At 40.7% G+C, this 21,649-nt stretch carries 17 protein-coding genes; 2 read left to right on the top strand and 15 right to left on the bottom strand.

From position 1 onward, the window contains the following. Nucleotides 1-743 precede the first annotated feature (743 nt). The 5 genes from csm5 to cas10 are packed head-to-tail and all read right to left on the bottom strand — an operon-like array spanning nt 744 to nt 6,794. A complete protein-coding gene (gene csm5, locus LZ24_RS15330) occupies nt 744-2,228 on the bottom strand; it encodes a type III-A CRISPR-associated RAMP protein Csm5 (RefSeq protein ID WP_144686604.1) in 1,485 nt (494 codons plus the stop codon). After that, nucleotides 2,225-3,205, bottom strand: a complete 981-nt coding sequence (gene csm4, locus LZ24_RS15325; RefSeq protein WP_144686603.1) for a type III-A CRISPR-associated RAMP protein Csm4 — start codon at nt 3,203-3,205, stop codon at nt 2,225-2,227. The genes csm5 and csm4 overlap by 4 nt, the downstream gene beginning before the upstream one ends. A gap of 11 nt (nt 3,206-3,216) precedes the next feature. Beyond that, complete coding sequence (gene csm3 / locus LZ24_RS15320; RefSeq protein ID WP_144686602.1) at nt 3,217-3,921, bottom strand: type III-A CRISPR-associated RAMP protein Csm3; 705 nt, start codon at nt 3,919-3,921, stop codon at nt 3,217-3,219. A 12-nt stretch (nt 3,922-3,933) separates the two neighbouring features. Then, entirely contained in the window at nt 3,934-4,302 is a 369-nt protein-coding gene (gene csm2 / locus LZ24_RS15315) for a type III-A CRISPR-associated protein Csm2 (RefSeq protein WP_186443196.1), read from the bottom strand. Nucleotides 4,303-4,331: 29 nt separating this feature from the next. Next, nucleotides 4,332-6,794 (bottom strand): type III-A CRISPR-associated protein Cas10/Csm1, encoded by a 2,463-nt coding sequence (gene cas10 / locus LZ24_RS15310; RefSeq protein WP_186443195.1) that lies wholly within the window; start codon nt 6,792-6,794, stop codon nt 4,332-4,334. A 277-nt stretch (nt 6,795-7,071) separates the two neighbouring features. On the opposite strand from cas10, the gene LZ24_RS15305 reads away from it, so the two are divergent. Beyond that, nucleotides 7,072-9,186 (top strand): CRISPR-associated ring nuclease, encoded by a 2,115-nt coding sequence (locus LZ24_RS15305; protein ID WP_186443194.1) that lies wholly within the window; start codon nt 7,072-7,074, stop codon nt 9,184-9,186. Nucleotides 9,187-9,277: 91 nt separating this feature from the next. Then, a complete protein-coding gene (locus LZ24_RS15300) occupies nt 9,278-9,847 on the top strand; it encodes an NUDIX domain-containing protein (protein ID WP_144686598.1) in 570 nt (189 codons plus the stop codon). A gap of 74 nt (nt 9,848-9,921) precedes the next feature. On the opposite strand, the gene LZ24_RS15295 is transcribed toward LZ24_RS15300, so the two are convergent. From LZ24_RS15295 to LZ24_RS15250, 10 genes are all read right to left on the bottom strand, one after another. Continuing rightward, on the bottom strand, nt 9,922-11,613 hold the full coding sequence (locus LZ24_RS15295; protein WP_186443193.1) for a GTPase: 1,692 nt from the start codon (nt 11,611-11,613) through the stop codon (nt 9,922-9,924). 45 nt (nt 11,614-11,658) lie between these two features. Beyond that, on the bottom strand, nt 11,659-13,410 hold the full coding sequence (locus LZ24_RS15290) for a B12-binding domain-containing radical SAM protein (RefSeq protein WP_144686596.1): 1,752 nt from the start codon (nt 13,408-13,410) through the stop codon (nt 11,659-11,661). Beyond that, entirely contained in the window at nt 13,355-14,506 is a 1,152-nt protein-coding gene (locus tag LZ24_RS15285) for a radical SAM/SPASM domain-containing protein (protein WP_144686595.1), read from the bottom strand. Before LZ24_RS15285 ends, LZ24_RS15290 begins: the two co-directional genes overlap by 56 nt. Continuing rightward, a complete protein-coding gene (locus tag LZ24_RS15280) occupies nt 14,500-16,338 on the bottom strand; it encodes a GTPase (RefSeq protein WP_144686594.1) in 1,839 nt (612 codons plus the stop codon). The genes LZ24_RS15285 and LZ24_RS15280 overlap by 7 nt, the downstream gene beginning before the upstream one ends. Continuing rightward, nucleotides 16,335-16,832: a hypothetical protein gene (locus tag LZ24_RS15275; protein ID WP_144686593.1), complete on the bottom strand. Its 498-nt coding sequence runs from the start codon at nt 16,830-16,832 to the stop codon at nt 16,335-16,337. The genes LZ24_RS15280 and LZ24_RS15275 overlap by 4 nt, the downstream gene beginning before the upstream one ends. A gap of 53 nt (nt 16,833-16,885) precedes the next feature. Next, nucleotides 16,886-17,791 (bottom strand): GTPase, encoded by a 906-nt coding sequence (locus LZ24_RS15270; RefSeq protein WP_144686592.1) that lies wholly within the window; start codon nt 17,789-17,791, stop codon nt 16,886-16,888. Nucleotides 17,792-17,866: 75 nt separating this feature from the next. Continuing rightward, nucleotides 17,867-19,048, bottom strand: a complete 1,182-nt coding sequence (locus tag LZ24_RS15265) for a GTPase (RefSeq protein WP_144686591.1) — start codon at nt 19,046-19,048, stop codon at nt 17,867-17,869. Beyond that, nucleotides 19,030-20,145: a GTPase gene (locus tag LZ24_RS15260; RefSeq protein ID WP_144686590.1), complete on the bottom strand. Its 1,116-nt coding sequence runs from the start codon at nt 20,143-20,145 to the stop codon at nt 19,030-19,032. Before LZ24_RS15260 ends, LZ24_RS15265 begins: the two co-directional genes overlap by 19 nt. A 76-nt stretch (nt 20,146-20,221) precedes the next feature. Beyond that, on the bottom strand, nt 20,222-20,893 hold the full coding sequence (locus LZ24_RS15255; protein ID WP_222427666.1) for an EcsC family protein: 672 nt from the start codon (nt 20,891-20,893) through the stop codon (nt 20,222-20,224). A gap of 236 nt (nt 20,894-21,129) precedes the next feature. Further along, on the bottom strand, nt 21,130-21,315 hold the full coding sequence (locus tag LZ24_RS15250; protein WP_144686589.1) for a hypothetical protein: 186 nt from the start codon (nt 21,313-21,315) through the stop codon (nt 21,130-21,132). Between the last annotated feature and the right edge of the window lie 334 nt (nt 21,316-21,649).

Raw genomic sequence — 21,649 nt, 5'->3', positions numbered from 1 at the left:
TGTCTCAATCCCCTCTAAGCGGGGCATGTTCGTGGACAGCTGCCAAAATATCGCATGACATACGGGGGGGTTGCAAGCCATTTTTTGAGTACCCCCCCTCGTCCGAAAAAACGGACAGAAAATCGGCCTTTCAACATATCTCATTTTTTCACAAAAACCCTTGTTTTTAAAACTGATATTAACGGCTTTACTACCTATTTCAAGACCAAAACCAATCAAAGATCTGAAATAAAAGAAAATAAATTATCTCAAAGCCTTTTTTTCATTGTTTTACTAATAGGTGCAAACAAAATCCGGGACTCGCTGTTATCGCAACCAGAAAAAAACCAATCAATTCCAAACAAATAAAAAAATAACTTAATACAAAGGACCATGGTTTTACTTCTTTTTTGCAATCCAAAAAAGCAATTTTGTAGAAAGTATTTTCGGGCTAAAAACAGTCTGAAATGTCCGTTACCCAAGGTTTTACTTACACAAAAATCCCATGGACTGCAAGGACAAAACCCATCCGCAGCAGCCCGGATTCAAGCTCGCAGCCATCCATTTTTTAGAATCACCGGGATATACCCATTATCACAAAGGAAAGAACAAAATAAGGCTGTGAGCTAAAAGTCCCTATGGTAAAAAATGCCCCTTCCTGCTGGAAGGGGCAAGGAATCTGTCTCGCTTTTTTTATAAAAGGCAATTTTCAAAGATCCGTTCATGCAAGCATAAAAAAAGCAGTGCTATCCGTTACACTGCCATCAGATTTCACCCAATACCTGCCTGATCTTCTGCTTTCTTGCAAATTTAGCCTTTGCTTTTTTCTTTACGTCCCATTCACCACGGGCTTCAAGACAGGCTTTCAAAGCCAGAGCAAGGCGTTTTGCATCTTCGGGTTCCGAAGTTTCAAGCTCATTTCTCATAAGGCTGGCAATGGCATCATCACTGAGTGTACCAGACTCAAGCTCTGCAATGGCCCTGTCCACAGGCCCAAGGGCCTCCAGTCGCTGGGCCTCTTCCTGCTTTTTAATTTCTTCAAGCCTTCTGGCTTCTGCTGCTGCCTCAAGCCTTGCCTGCTCCTCCCGTATTTTTTCTTCGGCATCACGGATTTCATCCAGACGGGCAAGACGGCTTTGCTCCTGTGCCATACGCCAGCTTTTTTCATCGGCATCAAGAAACATCATACCCTTATCATCCATAATCTCAAGACCACACCAGCCCATGGGAAGGCTGCCGGGGCCTGTTTTTTTCTGGGCGGTCAGCCATATGGTTGTACCTTGGCTGTCAAACCTGTCCGGTCTTCCTCTACCTCCAAGGATACGAATATTTCTGTGACCTTCCACGGTCATATTTTCTGCCCCTGAATGAAAACCGATACAGATGGGCATGGGGCTTTCCCTGTTTATCTGGTTTCTGTTACCCATCTGCATAAGAATCTGATTTTCTCTTTCAAGACCTTTGGTGAAAAATGCAGCAACAGCCCTTAAAAGGTCTTCGGCATTTACCGGGTTTGAAATGGGTGTTCTCTCATGACTTTTTTCTTCCACGGTGATTGTTCCAGAAAAAATCTGCCCATAAGAAACAACCTCCAGCATCTGGGGAACACCCCGGCCCTGCTCTCCTTTGCGCTTAAAATTAACCGCATAGACGATTTCGGTTTTTGCATCGCCGACTGGCTGAAAATCAGAAACCTTCACCAGACGAAAGGGGTCTTCAGCAATCAAACGATAATCCATAAGATGATTCTGAAGGTCCCTGTCCCTCATCCGTTCATCTTTTCGCAATTGTTTAATATTCTGCATGGCATTGAGCCAGGCCGTGCGTATGGCTCCTTTGACCGCAGTTCCGGGAATCACGGGCCGGTTATCCGTACTGCGAAAAGATGTTCTTCGGATTTGGGACTGATTGAATTCTCTGCGGATACTCTGCTCATTAAGGGAGAGGTTCAGTACCCTTTTATGATTCTCAAGGATACCTGATGCAACCTTCACCCTACGACCTTCAGCAGGACGGCTGTTTACAAATTTCATGAGTTCAACAAGGCTGACCATGGTTCCTTTTTTGGCTGTTTCAGAGAACCTCTTTCTGTCTGAGTCATCAAGGGCTGCAAGCCAGCCTGCCGCATCAAAGAGAACCATTTCAGAACTGTTTTCATCCATGCGAAACTGCATGGGTTCATACACGGCATCGCAGCCTATGTGGATGGGTGTAAGGGTTTTTAATTTTACAGAATAAACTTTTTTCATAGCCCCTCCTTCACCCGGACAGGCAGCCAGAGTGCATACCCCTGAACAACGGCACTTTGCTGAACTTCAGATACCCCCGTTACCGCTCTGCCCAGCCAGGGCTGTTCAGGAAGTTCACCACGGACAGGCTTCATGACACTGCCCTCAGAAGCCATCAGAACAGGGGATTTAAAGGGCTTTCCCGATGTGGCAAGGACATTGCCATGCTTACCATAACGCACAAAGGGCATGGCACCCATAGTGGTCCAGTTTTCAGGTTCAGGCACTCCGGGGGCCAGTAAATACGCAGCATTGGCGTTCTGTTTTGGCAATTCCGGTATCAATTGCAACCCCGTAAGTTCAAAGCGGCCAAAGCCTGTGCTGGCATCCCTGCCATAGCCTGTTTTGCCCATGCGTTCCAGCGCATTCTGAAGATTTGAGACAGAAACGGCCTCGGTGTTCAAGCGGATAAGAATACCCAGCTCAAGGTCTTCGGCATACAGGGTGCTGCGGGTTTCGTAGGGGGCAAACATCCCTTTACCCGTCGTACCCGTCATGCGGCTGATGGTATTGTGGGCATGGCGGGCAGTGCCAAAAAACGCCTCATTTTCATCACGGCCCATAATTTTTAATGTCTGCTCATGGCTGAGCCTTTCAATGCTCTGGATATCTACGGGCTTTGTGGGATCAACCAGCATGTATCTGCATTTCTTTTTCTCTTTTTCCTCTTTCATTCTGTCCATACGGTTTCCGGCTTCACTCCGCCACGGAAGATGGGGAACGGGCAAAAGCCAGCACCGCTCAGGCGTAAGAATAAAAGCCGAAGAAACCACAAGAAAAGGCTCCTGCACATACCTTTCCATCCATACATCCAGCCCGCCATCCATCCATTCCGGGCTCATGGCAAACTCCCAGCAGAGCTGCCCGAAAAGGGTGTCTCCTTTAAAGGGTGTGCCTGCAGGACCGCAGGGTTTCAAGGTGCAAAGGATCTGTTGCATCCTCTCTCCTTTCAGAAGGGGTTGGCAGCCTCATAACGCTGTTGTACGGCATTGTCTGTAAACTGAAAACGAACCCTTCCGTACCCCCGGCTGCCAGAACCACCAAGGGCATCCTTTTCAAGGAGTTTAAGGCCTTCAAAAAGAAAGGTTTCCAAATCAGCATCATTTTCAAATTTTTTCAGACGAAAGGAAAATCTGAATTTTGCACCCTCAACAACCCTTTCCATAAAACGGGGACTCAGGGCGGTTCCGTTGATGCGGTTGATACTGTTTTCGGATTTGATTTCCGTAAAGGAAAGACTCTGCTCACGTATCTGCTCTTTCCAGTCTTCATCAAGGAAAGCATCTCCTACCACCAAACGGGTAGGCCCTATTTCTCCCTGATCATCCGTATCTCCACCGCTGATACCAAAAAGACAGAGAATATTTTTGCAACTGGCCTTTAAAGGTTCCGGCGCTTTTTTATAATCATTGAGTCCCAGAGGGTTGCCCTTATCCGATGACCTTAACCCCACAAGACCACTGCGCAGTTCCAACAGCATGCGAAGTTTACCCTTGATGGAAGAGCCGGGTATGTATGGCTCGTTGGTATGGGGGTGTTTTACCACAGGATTGTCCGTACCACCGATCCGCATTTCCGTATCCCCTGCACCGATGTGCAGACCACTAACAAGTTCCAGAACGCCATCGTATTCTTTAATATCTAAAAGTCGCATGACACCTCCTGATCAGTCTTTTGGGTATTTCATTTTGAAAAAACCGATGATGGATTCAAAATAATCCTTCCAAATCTGCAATTCCTCGGGGTTACTTACGGAGGTGGCACCATCCTGAATAAATCCCCTGAACCCATCAGAAACCAATCCCCTGCCACTGGCATAGGCTGCCTTGGCAACCAGCATATGCACCCTTGGCTCTATTAAGGGCCAACGCTCCGGTGCGTGGCGCACCTCATCAGCCAGCCTTACCAATTCATCGTAAAACTTTCTAATTTGACTTGACTTGTTTTTATCAATTTTACCCTTGAAATTTTTCCCCTCATTTCCAAGCTTTTCAGCCATTCTTTCAGCTTCTTTTGAAAAAAGCTCTGCATTCACATGGCCTTTTTCCTTGTCTTTCCAGAAATTCATGACCGCCTCCGTCTTCGTTCATAAAGAAGTGTCCACAGGGGTACACGGAAGTCCCCCCTGAATTTTAAAAGGGCTTCAGCCATGCGCTCATGCACTTCCTTTACAGCCCCTTCTTTCACATTCCTTGCCACAGCATAGGCCAGCAGACTTCGCCACCTTAAACAGCTCATTTTTTCTATGGGCACATGCTTGCCAGTAAGCTCTTTTTCCTCTTCTGCCATATCCACAAAGGCCCCCATGCGATAAAGCATGCCGCTGCTCATCTTTTCATCATGTACCCAGCCTGCCATAGCCCTGCGCAGTTCATTCAACTCATTCAGGTCTTTCCATTCAAGAACCCTGTCAAAAATACTGATTCTGTTCCGTCCTGCATTTTTAGCATTTTCAAGGCTGTGTTCTGCCCGTTCAACCAGATAGTCCACAGGTGTATGGGGTTTTTCCAAAACAATACCACAGGAAAAATGCACCTTTGGATTATGGGATACATAGCTGCTGAAATCTTTCTGAAGCCTTTCTGCAAGGGTCAGGACCTGCCGCCATGGACCAATAAGAAAAAGGTCATCGCCCCCTGCAAAAACCGTATATACATCCTGAAACTCAGGGGTTTTTCTTAAAATGTCCGGAAGCAAAAGGGAAAAAAACATGTCAAGCTGACGGCTCAAAGTAGCCAGCCTTGAAATGGTATAACGGCCTTCGGAAAAACCGCAGGCAAAGAGCATCCCCAGATGATCCACGTCTGCCTTGAGGACAGCCAGAGCCGAAACACAGGCACCCTTTTCTCCAAGGGGGCTTTGGGCCGCATCCGCAATGGCGGAAAAATGCTTGGGGTCTCCGGCTTTCACGGGTTCTTCATCATTCCAGTCAGCCAGAAATTCATCCTCTTCCGAAAAAACCGGGACATAACCATTGACAAAACGCAGTGTCACCTGGGGAGACTCCGGTTTTTCCGGCAGGTCAAACTGCCAGATCAGTATATCATCCGAAGTTGCAGAAATGCTTTCAGGAGATGCCTCCATACTCACCTGATACCTTCCCAGAAGCGGAGATTTCAATTCTCCCTTCATGTTTCCAGAAATTCGGATGCCCCTGTTTTTGACAAGTTGTTCTCCCATCCATATCTGGTCCCGGCAGATGGTACAGCAGTCTGTTTCCCGGTGTTTTACTTCCACTGGTCTCTGGCCACATATGGGGCAAAAGCCTTTTTCACCGGCCTTTACAGGCCGTTTGCCAGTGTTATTTTCCATGGCAATGCGACAGAACTTTTCATCGGCCATTTTTCTGTGCATGGATTCCCAGAGACCGGCCAGCCTTCCCTCCTGAAAAGCCTTTGGCCCTGCCGGAAAAAGGGTGATGGACATGCCCGCTTCACCATGGGTTTTATCCAGAAACCAGTCTGCAATTTCATTCTTAATATCTTCAACAATCTTAAGGGTATTCGGGGTATTGGGAGCAACCAGCGTGAACTTGCCCCCTGCCTTGAGCAGAAGATTAACAGAGCTGAGTCCCATGGCATCACAAAGACGATGCCCCACAAGATCTGTCATCAGAGAAACCTGAAAAGACCGGCCCCTCAACAGTTTTGACCTGAATTTTCTGGTGGCTCCGCCATCCCTGAAAATCCAGCTCTGGATACCGTTAAAGTCACCACTGATGAGAAGAAACTTTTCCGCATCGTCATTTTGAATTGCAGCAGCAGAGAGGGTCTGGGTATCCCTGTGATACTGATAAAGGGCTGCTGCAAATGCGGCTGTTGTTTTCAGATGATCGTAAAGGGAAACATCCGGGATTACCTTTCCCGCCCTTGCCGCAGGCACCTGTGAAAAAAAACGCATCAGAAGGCTGTCCAGATGCTGTAACCAGAGGCCCGTATGCTCTTTGTGTGGAAGTGCGGCAAAGGCATGTTCAAAATCTTGGGCAAGTGTTTCATAACTTCCCGTTTTTCTTTCGCCGGATGGAACAGGGGGAAGGGTTGCCGGTGAAAGGGGAGCAAGGCGGTAGCGATAAGTGAAATCCGATGCATTCAGACTTCCCCCCTTATCGGCTGCTTCCGGATTCAGTTTTTCCAGAAGGGGAACCATGCGGACTTCCCGATACTTTTGCCAGCCGGGATCTTCAGTGTCTTTTCCATATTTTTCTCTGTCCATGGCACTTGAAATGTGGTCCGCCTTGGCGATAATCCATTCCAGAGCCGTGGAAGGTGAATGGTGACGTGCAGCAAGTAAAAGAACGCCTTCTTCTCCATGGATGAGACCCTCGGGAAAGTTGTTCAGATTCCGGTCCAGAATCTCCCTTGTAAAGAGGGCGTGCCAATGGGAATACCTGCCATCCTTTGTGGGCAGACAATCCGCAGCCTGATCTTCTGCCCAGTTTCTGTCCTTGCCCAGAATATGCAGATCCACAACCTTTCCCACGTCATGGAGAAGGGCGGAAGCAGTTATTCTGGCTGTCAATTGATCCATAAACATTTCCTCCCGGATAAAGAATCCTGAAGCATCTACTCCTGTTTTCAAAACAATGGCCTTGGACCAGCCATAAGTACCTTACGGCACCCGCTACCTTTTTTTTATTTTCGAGTTCAATTTTTATTCATCAATTGAATCAGAATGCAATGATTATTATACGAGTGGCCAATTTTACAAGCCTGTAGCAACCCCTTGACCCTGAAACCTTGACAGGGTATTAAAAAAAATGGACGATTCAAAATATCTTTCTTCCGTTATAACCAGAGAGCCATTAATGAAAAACATCCTTGTTACCACCCTGGGCTTCACCTGGCAGATTGTGCCCGAACTCATAGCCTTCACCAATCCCAAGGAATATCCCCTTTTTAAAAATTTTGACGCAGCTTTTCAGAACATTCGGAAACAATATGACATCAAACCCGTAAACGAAGTCTGGTGCATTACAACTGACGACCCTGAAAAAAAAATAATCAAGGACCTAAAATCCTGGCATGATGCTTTTCAAAATCATTTCACCATCCGTGTGATTGTATCAAAAAAACTTGTTGATATGAAAACCCCGGAACACTGTCGCAAGCTGGGCGATCTCATATACAGAACCGTACTCCGTGCAGCTGAAGAAACCAAAGGAGGCCAGCTCCTGCTTTCCCTCACAGGAGGTCGTAAAACAATGAGTGCGGATATGCAAAAAGCAGGGGAAATCTTCGGATGTCACGCCCTCATCCACATGGTTGACAGCTTCACTAAGCCCCAAAGGGAAGAAATAAATAATCCGGAAATCTTCCTAAAGCCCCTTGATAAAAGCTATGCCGAAGCCCTTGTACCTGTGATCACATCGGGCCGCAGGACAGCGGATAACCTGCTTTTTCAAGGTGAAAAAATCCGTCCTGAAATCTATCCGATTGAATTATGCGATGATTTTGAAAACCGGATTGCCGTGGAAACCCGACTCCATGATGAAGTTGAAAAACGGTTCAGGGAAGCCAGCAGCCTGTATGTCAACTACCGCCAAAAGCTGGAACATTCAATCAACGCATCCAACTTCCTTGCCCTGTACACCATTCCTGTTGCCCTGCTGGACAGACTGAAACAGGAACGCATAGGTATCTGCACAGAAAACAGCGAAAAAGAACTGGATTTTATCCGAAAACTGCCCAAAGCCGAGCTTCACTGCCATTTCGGTGGCATTTTGAATGCTTCAGAAATTATTGATGTGGCCCTGTCCAACACCGAAAAGATGGAAGCCCATCTTGATGATACCGTCCGTGCCTGGCAGCGGGACATACTTCATCTCATCGAAAAAAAAGATGCAAAAGCCATCCGGAAACAAATTGGCCCCTTCAAATCATTAAGAAATCTGTTTCCCATCCCGGAGCCCTATTCCGTTTGTGCCTTTCTTGTTCTCTTTAAAAATCATGCTGAACTTCTGGATCAGGTCATTTTTGGGAGCCATACAGATACTTTCTCCTATCAGGCCATTGGTATTGAAGCCTATGAGTCCCTTGGCGACCTTCAAGGTTCTGCCCTTATGAAAAGCCCTGAATCCATTAAAAAAGCCTGTAGTATTTTGATGGAAAAGGTACGTAAAAATAATGTCCTCTACCTTGAACTTCGATGTTCTCCCGTCAATTACGAAACAAAAGATCTTGGTGCCATGGAAATCGTTGAAATTATGGTCCAGGAATTCGAAGAGCAAAAGCATTGCCGTGTAGAGCTTATTTTTATTGCCAGCAGGCACGGGGATATGGAAACCATAAAACGCCATATCCGACTGGTACAGGAACTGAAAGAAAAAAATCTCAGAATAGTGGGGTTTGATCTTGCCGGTGCGGAAGATAAGAAATCACCAAAGGAGCTTCGGGAACTTTTTCTGGACCTCATGAAAGACTGCATGGGACTGACCATCCATGCAGGGGAAACTGCAGCTGCGGAAAATATCTGGGAAGCCGTCTATCACCTCAATGCGGACAGAATCGGGCACGGCCTGAAGCTGCTGGAACAAAGGGATCTCATGGGCAAAATAAAGGAAAGAAAAATTGCCATAGAACTTTGCCCTTCCAGCAATGACCAGATTGTAGGGTACAAAACACAAAAAAGGGGAAAACAGTACGGCATCTATCCCCTTCGGGCCTATATGGATGAAGGGCTGCGCGTGACAATCAATACGGACAACCCTGGTATTTCACGGACGGATTTCAGTAAAGAATACCTCAAGGCTGCGCAAATGAGTGAAGGAGGACTTTCCCTCTGGGAGGTTTTTACCCTGATACGCAACAGCTTCCGTTCCGCCTTTACGGATATGGAGACACGCAAACACCTGCTTTTGAAATCGGAACAGCAGATCATGGAGCTGATCGAAGAACACTTTCTTAGGGGTGTCAGGAACTGATGTGTTCAGATTCATGAGCAACTTCACATGTTACTTTATGACAAAACGCCGCAAAACGGCTTAGGCTGCTTTTTAGAAAAGGATTATAGCCTTGGAAAAAATTCTCTGTTTTAAAAAGAATCTTCTCCCCCCTGATTATCTTGGCCGGGAAACAGCTTTAAAAATTGAGCTTCATGAGTTCTCCCGCATCGTGGAGGGGCATCAAGAATATCAGCTCAGGGGCCTGATGGAAGAAAATACTGATTATAAACAGATTATCCCCTATGCCCTGATCCGGGATACAGACAACTGCTTTTTCGTTTATCCCAGAAAAGGCAGCGAAGCAAGGCTACATGGGCTTAAATCCTGCGGCATCGGTGGTCATGTAAGCAGCCATGACGAAGCCGTAACCCTTGAGCAAACCATACACAATTGCCTGAAAAGAGAAATTTTTGAAGAAACAGGCTTAAAGCCCAAGGTCTTCACCTTCCTTGGCTATATCAATGAAGAAATTCACCCTGTAGGTCACTTCCACTGTGGCCTTGTTTTTTTCTGTGAAGTAAAGGACAGGGAAGAGATCGTTCTAAGTACAGAAATCACTCAGTTTAACTTTATGGAACCTGAAAGACTGCTTTCAGAAAACCTAGAGCTTTGGTCAAGGCTGGCACTTTCACTGGTGTAAAAAGAGGCCCGAAAAAGGCCTTTAAAAAGATTTAGAGTTATTGTGATAAAATACAAACAATATATTTTTATTATTCAAGAAACGACAACCAACCCATCCCTGAATTTATTAATACTGGCACTGATCAATTTAAGCTTTTGAATATCAGAATATATATTTTTTTGATCCTTAAATAACTCGGCACAAATATTATCTGCCAAATTAAAAAGAGGCTTGATCTGACTTTCAGCATGTTTTTCAAATTTATTTTTTAAGTCCTCAATATATTCTTCAACCATTACATCACAATGCTGCCTGAAATTTTGCATAAGACTCATCTGTTCCTGCATAAGCTGTTCTCTTTCCGCTGTTTCCTGTTCAGCCCACTTCTGTAATCTTCTATACTCCCTTTCACCTTTTTCATCATTTACTAATTTATTTATTATCCCAGTAATTATTCTAACAGATGCTGGTATAGGTACGGGAACTGGCCATTTAGTGAAAAAGAAAATATTAAAGAAAGATTTTTTTTCATCATCATCCTCGTCATAATATTTATTTTTACCACAAAAAGAACTATCCTTTTTTTTATTTTTTATAAAACTTTTTATTGATTCAAAATCCAGTTTATAATTATCTCCCATAGATTCCAGATCAGGTTGAACATTATCAAAGGAAAAATCTTTATCAAGCAAGATAATTTGATCGTATAATTTCCTTAAGGAAACCAGAAAATCATCAAAGGCCAATTCAATTATATTGGATACCGATTTTTCGATCTTTTTAGCGTAATCACCATAAACACCTCTTATTTTTTTCTCTATCAATTCAGGGCTATATTCAGATCTGCAACTTGAAAACATACTGTCCGCCATCCCAAGACAGTTCTTATTAATATCATCCCTTATCAAAGATACAAAATTATTATACCTGAGATTTATTTCATTTATTTCATTCTTTACATTGTCGTAACTTGACCCAGAAATTAAAGAGCCCAAAGCACTAATATAAGCATTAACTTCAACGCAGAGCTTATCAAGCAAGTCAGTTAAAATCTTAAAAGCATCTATTTTTCTCAGCTCTCTTAGCATACTGCTTTCCAAATCATTTATACCACTGAACTTCTCCAGTTCCTTGTCCTTACTCAAACGGGCATCAAGGGCATCGGCTGAATTTACAATATGAATTTTATACTTTTTTATAATTTCCTCTGAACAGCCAGCAGCATGAAAATTTGCTATTATTTTTTTTCTTATGGTTTCAATAATCATTTGGTCATTTTCATCTGAGAAATTTAAACCACTTTTATCATTTAAAACGATTAAAAGCACTTTATTCTTATCAATGATACGAAGCATTTCTTCATAAATCTGTTTTAACTCAAATGCTACTGTAGCGCTGATTAAAAAAAGCACTACCTGGCATTCATCAATAAATTCACTTGAAATTTTTTCATGCACAACCGGAGCACCTATTCCTGGAGTATCAAAAAGAAGATAACTGTTCCAATCATATGACTCAATTTTATCAGTTGTTGGAATATCTGCTACCTTTGCAAGCTCCTGTCCCATAACTGCATTTAAAAGAGTACTTTTACCACCATTGTAAACACCGTAAAACATTAGTTTCGGTCTGAAATCCTCTAATTGCTTAAACGCAATTTCTTTAAATCTTGATAATGTTACATTTATCCCGGGCAAAACTCCTTCATATTTTTTAGTTATTTCAAAAAAATCATTTAAATAAGCACTGGTTATTTTATTATAGTCAGGCAGCATATCATTCATATTTTCCTCCAAATACATAGAATGAGTAATCACTAAGCTATTATTTCAATACCTACAAAATCCCATGGCCATAAATGATTCAAGAGTTAGCGCTATTTCAATGAATTTTTCCATGCTCAATTTACAATATTCAGAAGCTTCCAGGATTGTCATTTTTCCTGTACCTGAAAGAAGAACAGAAAACTGTTCTGAATCAACTTCAATATCTCCTGCATAATTAAACCCATTTTTGATATTTGGCGGGCAGGTTCTTATGGGCCGCCATAAAGGCCTGTCCTTTTCCGGTATCTGCTCATATTTTCTGATTGCACCATTAATATAGAGGCTGCAATACATACGATATCTATCTATCTTATTAAGAATATAATACCACTGAGTAGGTGAGTTATACTTATATGCCATTTGAAAATGCATCAAAGCTCTGTCAAATGAAAGTTGAGAGGCGGTTACTTCCATTTTTTTTTTAAATTTCCCTTCCATTCTCAATCTGTATTCACACAAATGTTCAGGCTCCAAAGTGTCACAGCGGACAACGGGATAATCTGTTGTGGAAGTCAGTGAGTCTGGATCAAGAATTTCTATTCCAAAATCATGGGGCCGTTTTGTCATTGCAGTGCCTGGCAGCGGCCAGAAGTTAATTGCATGCAGCTCCATCATGCCTGCACCAGCTTCAATAATGGACTTACCAAAAGAAATGGACTCTTTTATAGTCTTTTCGGTTTCTAAGGCGCCGCCAACAATTATATTGGCAACAACATGGGGTACACCTGAATTTTTACATAAAATTACAGCATCTTCTATATCCTTTGTGCTTATTTTTTTATTGTATGCCTTTAAAACAGAGTCATTGCCTGATTCAACGCCTATCTGCAGGGTTAGAAGGCCAGCTTCAACCATTTCAGAAACAAGTTCAGGGTGCCGCAAAAGTGTCATAACGTGTGCTTCCGCAAACCAGCCAAAATCCCTCTTTTTTCTGTAATCAGAAAGTGCTTCCACAAAGCTTCTAAGCCTTCGATGGTTCAGGGTAAATGTATCATCAGTGAATAAAACATACTTAATATCTGGGCGTGAATCCAGAACCTCTTTCAGTTCAGTCATGACATTTTCAATACTTCTCCATCGAACTCCACGCATATTGCCACCCTCATAACAAAACGAGCAGTTAAATGGGCAACCTCTGCCAGTAATAAAAGCTGCTGAGTTTCGGCGAAACCATGTACCAATATTATGATGGGGCTTAGGAAAAGGTAAAGAATCAAGGTTTTTTATCAAAGGCTGGTCAGGGTTATTTACGCAAATACCATCTTTTAAAAATGTAATTCCAAGGATGTCTTCAATTTTCCCTGTCCTGTCTATAAAAAAATGCATCAGTTCAAGTGCAGCCAACTCACCCTCACCTCTGACTATGGCATCCGCACAGGATTTAATTAAAAAATCTTCACCCAGAGCCACTGCCTGCGGACCACCCACAATGACGGGTAAGCCCCACTGATCCTTAACTTTACGGCAAAGCTGAATAACTTCCTGCTGGTTCTCATAATCGCACGAAAAGCCAATAATCTTAACTCCTGAATCAATTTCATTTTCGAGAAGATCATCTGCTTCATGGGCATAACCTGCAAAAGCTTTGGCAGGATAACCATTTTCTTCAAGGAAGGCAGAAAGCTGATAAATTCCAAGCCAATCACCAGCCAGATAAGGCAAAGCATCATACTGCCTGTGTACATTAACTATTAATAAGTCATACATAGCTTCCTGCTTCCCTTGAATCTTCAAGCTGACTGCGGGCTGCTTCAAGAACTTTCATTTCTTTTTGAAGGAGCATTTTTTCTTTAAGAAGACTTTTCTTGAATAATATAAGACCATCCTTTTGAAGCCACCTAAAAAAATCAATAGTTGACTGACAATTCTTTTTATCAGGAAACAGGCCATTCACCTGAGGACAACCACCATGACACCATTTATAAATCTCACACATACCACATGAAGCTGCCAGATTCTTCTGCCTGTCAAGCAGAGCAGAACAGGCTGGGCTATCAAGAAGTTCAGGCAAAGACTTTTCAAAAATATTGCCATAAAAATCAAAACCTTTTATTGATCTGCCACAAGCACTTACATTGCCATCTGGAAAAATGGCAATGGAATTTTTCCCGCAACTACCACTAAATGAACACTCCGTAGGTTGGAATCCCAAAAATACAGACTTAATCATCCAGGAAAGAGGCTCAATATTAAAATTCTTCCGCTTATCCAGTGCAGAAATAAATATCTGTTTTAAAAACTCATAATACCGATTTAATGATATGGCACCATCACTATTGCCACAGCGAAGAAGGGGGTTCAGGCGCACAGAGCAGGCAACAGAGTTTAACCACTCAGAAAATTCATCAATATGATTGAGATGATCATTATTTATGACACAGAGCAGTGAGACAGGAACTCCCGCAGACTTTAGTCTCTCTACATTCTTAATTACCATGTGGTAACTAGCCATCCCCTCTGAGGTAAGCCGGTTTCTGTCATGGAGAAAATCCGGGCCATCAACAGACCCCCCAACAGTAACCTTAAAATCCGACAAAACCTTGATCCATCCTTCATCCATCTCCAGCAGATTGCTTTGAATCTGAATATTTACCCCATGCCCCCTTTGGCCCAGATAATCCATCAATAAATCATTGGCCTCTTTAAAAAAAGACGGTTCCAGCAAAAGAGGTTCACCTCCATGCCAAAGCAATGAAACAGGCTCTTCAGGCTCAAGAATAGATGGTAAATTCTCTGCTACCAATTTAATTAAATCAAAATTTATATCATTACGTAAAAAATTATTACATGAGCCGGAACAATATCGGCAAGACATGTTGCAAGCTGTAGTAGTTCTTAAAATTATCAGCATTTAGCACCATATTTTAATTTTTCAAGATTTTCTTTTACACTATTAAGCCCTTTTCTTAAGCGTTCAAGCTTTTCCACATAAACATCTATACATTTTTCTTTAATGTTTTTAAGCTCTTTTTCAACAAATTCCTTAGCAGAATTTTCATACTGAGTTATTGTATTTCTAACAACTTCTTCCTGATTATATCCAAGCTCGGTCCGAACAGTTCTGGTTTCACTGCTTCGGTATGAAGAATAATACTCCTTACCAAATAAATCTGCAAAATGTTCCCAAAAACCATCAGGTTCTCTTCTTTCTCTATGTATGACAGGTACACTGTATTTTTCTTCTTTAAACTTTTTTTTCAGTTCAACCATATTGATACCATCAAAACCTTCACAAACGCTTTCAATATTGACCTGCCACAAATCCTTAAGCAGTGCTTTAGCTTCTTCGTCAATAATATCATGCATTATATTCTGAATTTTTACATTTAATTGCCTTAAATCAATTTTCTGTGCTTGACTGCCATCGCTCTCCAATTCCTTGGTTTTAATATCAAAAAATGATTTTACCACACCATGTACTTCCCTGTTAATTTTTGCTCTTATTCTCTCATTTTGATTATGAGTAGCAAATTCATTTGACTTAATTTTTAATTCTTCAATATTTTTTCTTATTGCTTTTTCAAAATTATTCATGGAATAGTTCAAAGCATTATCACCTACTAAATCACCTGGACCATTAATTATATAATCAATCATCATATCAAGGCTGTCTTTTGGTGCCTGAATCTTTAAATCAGTACTGTTGTTTATCACTTCAGATATAAGCTTGTAAAACTTATCAATATTACTTGAACGATAAAGGTCTCCATCATTATCCTTTATGGCATTTTCCGCCAGAAGAACAGAAACACTTATAACCTCAACGGGTTCATTAATTTTAAAGCCTGTAGCATTTAAAGCTCCCAAAACCTGTTCTTCCTGAGCTTTTCTGTCTTCATCAGATTTAGCTACACGCCTTCTCAGAGGTGTATTATTTTTATAAACAATATTACCATTTACATCCTTGACTTTTTCTGCCTTATCTGATTGGAGAACAGCTATACATACCTTTTTACCGCCTTCCAGATAATTTTTTAATACCTTCACATGATCTTTCAAACCAGGATTTTCTGAGCTGTCAAGATAAACCACAAGATCTGCGTGACCAACATATTTAGTTGTGAGCTGCTCAAGGGATTCAATCTGCTCTTTTGTGCGTACATCAACAGCACCGATTCCAGGTGTATCTACCCATGTCAAGCCAATTGTTGAAGAAGATTGAATAACGCAGGTTGACTCAATACAACCCTCATCAAACCAGTCCTTTACACGTTTATCTTCTCTGCCTGATTCAAGAACTTTAATTTTATCAAAAACCAAAGGGGCTTTTTTCATTATTCCTGATTTTTTATAAGGATTTGCAAAATCAGCCTTCATGAAATGCTTACCCCGAATAAAGTTACCAAGAGTGCTTTTACCTGCATTGGTTCTGCCCAGCACTATTACCACAACCTTGGTATCAAATTCTTTAAGTTTAGTTTTAACATCAGAATACTTCCTGATTTCATTTTCCCAATTTTGAAAATTATCAAGCCATTGACGAGAAAGGCAAGACAAAACATTTTTTATAAAATTTGATGTTTTATCTTCTTTTATACGCATAATATCTTGAAGCGATTTTATGTTCTGATTTACCTGTTCAAGTTTATCCTCTACTAAACTTCTGACATTTTTTAGGTTATTATCTGCAGTGATTAGGCTCGAATAAAAACTATCCAGGGAAGTCTCTATAATATTTTTCATTTATCTTTTCCTGTAAGTACAAATTTATTAATTTTTGAAAGCAGATTATTAATTTCCTCAAGCCGCTTCTGTTTATCCTTAAGCTGGTTCTCAAAAGAACTTCTTACAACATTAAGTATCTTTTCATTTTTAGAAGAAATTAGATTTTCCAAATCAGAATCTGCATCCATAAAATGCATTTTTTTAACATCTACTGCAGAAAATACCTGCTCATCACCATTGACAGCCTCAATATGATTATTCATTTCAGAAACTGCATTATTGATAGCCCTATCCAATTCACGCTTAGCATGTTCTAATTTTTCAGATTCTTCATTAATTTTAGCCTCAATTTGCATTCTCCGACGCTCAGCCGCATCCGAATAGTCTGAATGATCATCATAATCAGAATGATCAGTGTGTCGTGCAACCGCCACAACACCTGCAATAACACCACCTCCAACAACACCACCTACGACTCCCACCGCACCTACTGCTGCTACCGGTAATGGCATAGAACACCTCAATTCTTATATTGAATTTATCAAAAACAATGCTACTGATTCCATCAAAGCTGTGATTTCAAATCTTTAATTCTTGAAACTAAAACAGAACATGCACGCCAATATGAATTCTTTAAATGATCTAATACAATGTTAATATTTTCCACAGCATTTTCATATTTATTTTGAATATCGGCATAGATTTTTTTTAGTTCACTCTCAGTCTCATTCTTTTTAGTTTCAACCATAAAAGATATTAACTTGGTCTTTTCATCAAGCAACTCTAAAGAATTACCGATGTTATACTTTTTGGCTTCATTCATCCAGCTAATAATTTTAAGAAAACCTGAATACTCCATCAGCTTTTTATCATTATTTTTCAAACCATCAAGATAGTCCCTTGCATCTACATACAGGGTCAGGGTATTTTTCCCTAAAATACTTTCGACCTGTTCCTTAAATTTGTTATAAACAACTTCAAGACTGCCTCTTTCTTCTGCTTCAGCAGACTTTGAACAAATTGCAAGTACCTGTTCCTGTGGTTTTTTCATTATTTCTTTAATACTGTTTAAAGTAACAAGTTCATCATTACTCAGCTCACCATTAACACTGCTGTGTACAAAGAGAATCAGGCTTGCACTTTGCCATGTTTCTTTAGCCTTTTTAATATCATTTTCATCAGTAGTACTGAAACCAGGAGTATCTACAAATACTATATCCTTAAACTTATACTCCTGAATTTCTTTGGTTACCATTCTGTCACCGGTTTTAAAAATACTCCTGGCTGTATCCTCACAAAGAGCATTCAAAATTGTACTTTTACCAGCATTTAACTGACCTGCCACTACTACCCTGTAATCTTTCCCTGATGACTTCAAAAGAGGCATTAGGGCACGCCATACTTTTTCTTCTTCATACAATTCAAGGCGCTGAAAATCTTTGGAAATATCATCATAAATATCTATAGACATATAAACCTCCTGTTCCCCACAAAATAACAACAATAAAATATTAATGAAAGATGCATAAAACAACTTACTATATTATTAACCTTTTATATCCACTTCAATCAAAAAAAGTTCATTTTCTATATGCTCAAAAGCCTCATTAACCATGTCCATAATATTTTTCTTCAGAAACAATGCTATTTTTACAGTATCGTATAAAGCCCTTGCTCTCTCAATGAGGCTGCCATTCTCCATTTTATCTTCTATCGTTTCGGCCTGCCTTATAAGATTAGGCTGAAATTTATCTATACAATCAATAACCTCTTCAAACCTTAATAAAAACTCATCAAATAAATTTTTTCCGTGGTACTCAATATCAAATGCATCCATAAATTCAGAATACGCATTAAGCTCTGGAAAAACATCTTTAATACTATCCAAATCACAATCTAAAAAATCTGGAATATCTGGCATAATTGAATCTAAATCAATGTTATTTATATTAAAGATTGAAATATCTGCCTTATCCAGCTCAGCTTTAAGTATTGTCTTAAAACGGGCAAGTATTGTTCTTAAACGATTAATTCCTAACAATGCCATTTCTTTACCAATATGATGCCATGATTTTTCTAAAAAGCGTTCAAGTACAGCTCTTCTGCCAAATGCGTCCACACTTCTTTTGCCACCTCTTAACTTTTTAGATACTGAACACACCCTGTGTATATCAATATCTGAAAAATCCTTAACTATTTCATCTGTAATTCCATTTATCTTTTCATCACCTGCACTGTCACAATTACTTAAAATAATCTGAACAGGAACTTTTTTAATCACATTTTTTATAATCTTTTTTTCAAGCTCTTCAAACCTTCCAGATGCTGCATTGATAACATAAAAAATACCATGAAGCATATTAACAGGATCAATATCTCCATTTTTATTAAAAAGATCATCCATGTTCTGAGGCAGATTATTTTCATTTATATAATTACTTAAAGGTCTGGAAAGGAAGCTGCTTAATTCCCTTTCCCACTGTTCATAATTTGCCGGCTCCAGCCCCACGGTATCAAATATCCGGATCTGCATGCCATTATGATCAAAATTCTGTGACTGAAAATTTTCACCCCAACTTGTCACGGGCCTGCCTGTGCCTGTTTTAAAGTGTTCATTTTCATTTTTATTAAACAGATAGTTTGCCAGACTGCTTTTTCCAGCTCCTGTTTTTCCGATAAAAAGCAAATTACAAAAGTATGATTTCTGATTCAATTTTTCTTCTTCCATTCCTTAACCCCTTCTTTAAGAGCATATTCAAACGAATTACTTGAAAAAATCTCTTCCCAATCAGGTTCAATTCCATCATTAATGTATTTTTCATAAGCTTTTTTATAAATTGTAATCAATGCTAAACCAACACCGCCTGTAAGTGAAGAGGCTACAATGGCATTAATTATATTTCCCAAGCCTGGAATGAATTTTGTTATACTTGCAACCATTTGCCTGCCTATAACGGGTAACAACTGTGTTTTAAGAAGATTAACCATATGGCTACCCAAAGAACCAAATCCAAAGGTGTTTGCCAGTTTTATTATCATTGCTATCTGTATTGGCATAAGCAGGGCAGCATCGGACAATGGTACAGGATTAACAGCAGCAATGCCGCCAGCAGAGGCAGTTGCCAAACCTACAACTTTATATGCTTCTTCTACTTTCATAGGTAATGATAATCTTTGGGCAGCAATAAATGATTTTTTCATTTCTTCATCAGTAAGGCTTTTGACTGACCAGGCCATAAGCTTATCAAGGTCAAGCTCGGACTGCAGTTCCTCATCAGTACTGGTTTCAAAAATTTCATTACCAATATTATTTTCTTTAAGTACCTTTTTGAACTCTTCTGCAGTAACACCTGTACCATCCTTTTCTTCATCCTTATCACACTGGGTAAAAACAACAGCTATTTTTACTGTGAATCTCTGCTGTATCAGTTTTATAAGCTCTAAGTCATAATCTGTAATCCTGTGGTTGGCCACAGAAATGCAATACCACACAAGATGAATCTGGTACTTAAGACTCTGAGCCTGCATTTTTTCAATTTCAGGGAGAATAGCCCTGAAAAAATTCGAATTATCTGCTTTTCCATCCACATACTCATAACCTTCTGTATCAAAAATTACTATCGGAATATCAGATGCTTCATATCGATGAAGACCTCTGGTTACAGGTTTGCCATTACCTGTTTCTGCTATATCGTTGCCAAAAACCAGATTTACAAGCGAGCTTTTCCCAACACCTGTACCACCAACAATCATGAGGTTTGGTTTTTTTACAGATTTCTTTTGAGTTTCAAACTCTTTTTCTATATGTTCCTTAAAATTTCCCATAGCACCACCTTAAATCAAGATACTGGTTTTATACAAAACAGCTTATGAGGTTACTCAAAAACAACAAAGCAAAAAATCAATAAACCATAAAAAAATCTCTGGCCTTGCTGCCTATGTACCAGGTCAGGCCTTTGTTGGCTGTAAAACCAATGATTACGCCTACACCAAAGGGGATGGCTTTTTCTGCCGCTTTTCTTGTAAAAGTAATGCCTACCTTTTTGAATATTTCCTTTACGGCCTGAAGAGTGGCCCCCTTCAGATATTCCTGGGTCATACGCACAAAGGCTTTAGAACCAACGGCCTTACCACCCTCCTTTGCCGCCTGATTGATGGCACCAAGACCTGCTACAATGAAGCAGACCCGTTTTTTTTCTTCCAGGGTGATGTCATGCCCATACACAACAGCCAGTGCCATGGTCATTTCAATCTGATATTTCATGGAAAGGGCCGCATCTGCGGTTGCACCACCAAAGGTGGCAATCACTGTTCCAAGGCCCGGAACAATACCCGTAAGGCCTGTGGTTCCTCCCACAAAAGCAGCATAATACGAATAATTTGATATGATTTTATCGGCGACCATGACCTGAATATCATCCTCAGATCTGTCTGCCTCGTATTTATTTCTGTATTTTTCATGCAGGTTCTGCGTTTCCATCATGATTTCTGCAGGATCTGCCACGACAAGCTCAATGGCTTTTAAAAGAGCAGGCTTATCATTTCCGACCGAATGGTTTTCAGTTGCTTCCACATGTCACCTCCACTTATTTTTTATAAAAAACAAATTACCGAAATTAAAAAAACAGATAAAATAAAATCAAAAACGTTGGCCGCTCACCTCAGTATCCGAAGCCTGTTTTCATAAACCATCAAGATAACATTCAGCGCAGCAGATACCTTCATGGCCTTAGCCATATCCACTTCGGCACAGATGCCGCAGGAACACAGGATCAATTTTCTTTCTTGCATTTTTTTCTACATTCAATTCTATAAAATACTCTTGAAAATTTCAACAAAGCCAAAAACTAAAAGGCCAGCAAAGCCAAGTCCAATCATCAGAAACATCAGACAAAAACTAAGATGGATCAAGGCAGCAAGAAGATCAAAAAAACCGACTTCTTCAAGGGCACCAATCAAAAAAAACAAGAGGACGATGAAAATCAGAAGATGCATTACAAGCTCCTTATGGAAGAAGTTATGCAGAAATCAGGGCAAGCCATTCCCCGCACTCCATGATCTTCCATACGGCACTGGCAACTGAACTTTTAGGTGGAAACTGGGAGCTAGACACTGGAAACTGGAGACTGGAAACTAGAAAAAACATAAAAACCTGTCATTACAAAACATTAAAGACGACATTGAAGCTCTGACACTGACAGAGCCTGGTATTTTCAGGCCAGCTTAAATAAAATTTGAGGCTTCATCTTCTTGTTTTCTTCCCACTTCCCACTCTTCACTTCCCACTGGTTTTAATCCAATCCCCTCTAAGCGGGGCCTGTTCGTGGAC

The organism is Desulfobotulus alkaliphilus (genome assembly GCF_007830435.1).
Lineage (GTDB): Bacteria > Desulfobacterota > Desulfobacteria > Desulfobacterales > ASO4-4 > Desulfobotulus > Desulfobotulus alkaliphilus.
This window is presented reverse-complemented; position numbering and strand designations above follow the sequence as displayed.